Below are 1,228 nucleotides of genomic sequence, written 5' to 3'. Positions count from 1 at the left end.
AGGGCGAACTGGTCGAGGCGCTGCCGGAGGCCGCCGCGGGCGGCGTCGCCGTGCTCAATGCGGACGATCCCCTCGTACGCGCCATGTCCTCCCGCACCAAGGCCCGCGTCGTGCTCTTCGGCGAGTCCGCCGACGCCGACGTGCGTGCCGAGAACGTCCGGCTCAACGACCGAGGTCAGGCGGTCTTCACGCTGACAACACCTACCGGGTGCAGCGAAGTGACCTTGCGCCTGTACGGTGAGCACCACGTGTCGAACGCGCTCGCCGCGGCCGCCGTAGCCCGTGAACTCGGCATGCCCGTCGACGAGATCGCCACCGCGCTCTCCGAGGCGGGGACGCTGTCCCGCTGGCGTATGGAGGTCGTCGAACGACCGGACGGCGTGACGGTCGTCAACGACGCCTACAACGCGAACCCCGAGTCCATGCGGGCCGCCCTGCGCGCGCTCGCGGCCATGGGCCGTGCCGCCCAGGCACGCGGGGGACGCACGTGGGCGGTGCTGGGCGAGATGGCGGAGCTCGGAGGGGAGGCCCTCGCCGAGCACGACGCGGTCGGGCGGCTCGCCGTCCGGCTCAACGTCAGCAAGCTCGTGGCAGTCGGCGGCCAGGCGGCCGCCTGGGTGCAAATGGGCGCCTACAACGAGGGTTCGTGGGGTGAGGAGTCGGTGCACGTGTCCGACGCTGAGGCGGCGATCGACCTGTTGCGCAGTGAACTGCGTCCGGGGGACGTCGTGCTGGTGAAGGCATCGAGGGCGGTCGGCCTGGAGCGGGTCGCACTCGCGCTGCTCGACGGCGTCGAGGGCGGGGGCGCCGCGTCATGAAGCAGATCCTGATCTCGGGCGTCCTCGGACTGTTCCTGTCCCTCATCGGCACGCCGATGCTGATCAAGCTGCTGGCCCGCAAGGGCTACGGCCAGTTCATCCGCGACGACGGCCCCAAGGAACACCACAGCAAGCGCGGCACCCCGACCATGGGTGGCATCGCCTTCATCCTGGCCACGCTCGTCGCGTACGCGCTCACCAAGGTGATCACCTCCGAGCGCCCGACGATGTCCGGCGTGCTGGTGCTCTTCCTCTTCGCGGGACTCGGCGTCGTCGGCTTCCTCGACGACTACATCAAGATCGTCAAGCAGCGCAGCCTGGGTCTGCGCGCCAAGGCGAAGATGGCCGGGCAGCTGATCGTCGGCATCACCTTCGCGGTCCTGTCGCTGCAGTTCGCGGACGCCCGCGAC

The 1,228-nt window shown here is 70.1% G+C and carries 1 protein-coding gene and 1 pseudogene; both read left to right on the top strand.

What is annotated here, in order from left to right; all coding sequences use genetic code 11:
- The coding region (locus tag ACWDAS_RS41445) for a glutamate ligase domain-containing protein (protein WP_450401153.1) at positions 1–818 on the top strand (818 nt) is incomplete at its 5' end.
- Positions 815–1,228, top strand: a pseudogene (locus tag ACWDAS_RS41440) (phospho-N-acetylmuramoyl-pentapeptide-transferase); the annotation flags it as partial. The gene ACWDAS_RS41445 and the pseudogene ACWDAS_RS41440, both read left to right, overlap by 4 nt.

It is taken from the genome of Streptomyces sp. NPDC001070, assembly GCF_053598835.1.
The sequence above is the reverse complement of the archived record's forward strand: the minus strand, read 5'-3'. Positions and strand labels throughout refer to the sequence as shown.